This window comes from Aerococcus sp. L_32, from assembly GCF_050689315.1.
Genome location: NZ_JBOEQF010000457.1, coordinates 1 through 1,490, shown reverse-complemented (window position 1 = coordinate 1,490; position 1,490 = coordinate 1). Strand labels below are relative to the sequence as shown.

The 1,490-nt window shown below is 35.1% G+C and carries 1 protein-coding gene; it reads right to left on the bottom strand.

All coding sequences use genetic code 11. From position 1 onward, the window contains the following. Positions 1-57: 57 nt before the first annotated feature. A complete protein-coding gene (locus ACRCJ0_RS13865) occupies positions 58-1,362 on the bottom strand; it encodes an ISL3 family transposase (protein WP_431390814.1) in 1,305 nt (434 codons plus the stop codon). Positions 1,363-1,490: the final 128 nt, after the last annotated feature.

The following is a 1,490-nucleotide window of genomic DNA, read 5'->3' as shown; positions in this document are numbered from 1 at the left end:
TTTATACTCTTTTCCATTATTCATTTTTATCTTTATACTATGCTTTCAGAGCAGCCCTTAGGCTGCTTGTACTACCGGTATTTCGTTTAGATATAGCTTGTTCGTTATTAATATTCTAGTTCTAAAATTTTGGAAGTTTCGGTATCCATAGGCTATCCGTTTTAAGACCTTAATTTTATTATTCAAACCTTCTATTCGGCCATTCGTTAAGTGTTTATATTTGAACGTATGCCCAATATATCTTTGAAGTTTGATAAATGTACGCAACACTCGTCTTAATCCGCTTGGTAATTTAACTAACTTAGACTGCGCTAACTGAGCTTTAAATGCTGCACAATCATTCTCTTGGAGTGACTCACGCAAGTTATGGACAAGATTATAGGTGTCTTTTAATAATGGATTCTTGTCCAGTAAATAATCTAAAATACCACCGGTATTCGTAAGCCAATCGAATAACTTAAATGGTTGATAATCCCATGAGCTTAGGCTTTCTCGGGACATTAAGAATAGTCGCCAATACCTTTTATACTTGTTGTACAATCTATGGTCAGGAACTCTAAAGGCATTCATTACTTCAATACGTAACTTATTCAATTCTCGATTTAATGCTTGAACTAAGTGGAAGCGATCAATAATGATTTTTGCATTGGGAAATACCTCTCTAACAACTTCCATATAAGGCATATACATGTCCATTGTAACTGTTTGAACTTTCTGACGAGTTTTCAACGGATAGGCAAAAAAGTAATCACGTAGCTTGAATTTTCTGCGATCTCCTAGCACATCAACGATCTGTGAATTCGTATTATCTATAAACACAAAGCTCATATTACCTTCGACATGCTTTACACCTTTGAATTCATCGAAAGCAATATGCTCTGGTAATGCATCGAAGATGCTAGGTTTAAGGTCTTTACCAGCACCATTAATTACCCGTTGAACTGTATGATCAGAAACGTTGCATGTCTCTGCAATATGCTTCAATGTCAACGCATTGGTTGCAAAGTCTAACACCATCCGTTTAACGCGCTTAGAAATAAAACAGTTATCACCGACTACCTCTGATTTAGCAGTGAAGTAGCTATCACATTCTCTACAGTGATAGCGTTGCTTGCTTAATTTAAGGTAAGCAGGTAACCCTGATATCTTTGTTAGCGTAATTCTTGATTGTTTAGAGCCATTCTTAACGATACTATTTCCTCGTTTAACACAGCCGCAGGCTGGACAATACTGAGGATTTACATCTAACTTGCCGAAATAGATTAGTGACTTTATATTCTTAACTATCATTTCTTCAACTTTGTCCTCAAAAACAATATTTTCATCTTTCAATTGTAACGTGGTATTGATAAACTTATTCATACGGGGAATCTCCTATCTTATCATGGTTGTCGTTAACTTTATGATAATGGAGATTCCTCTTTTTTTGTAAAAAAAAATATAGAACCAATGACTTTTTTGAAGTCATCAGTCCTATATATTGTAGAGCC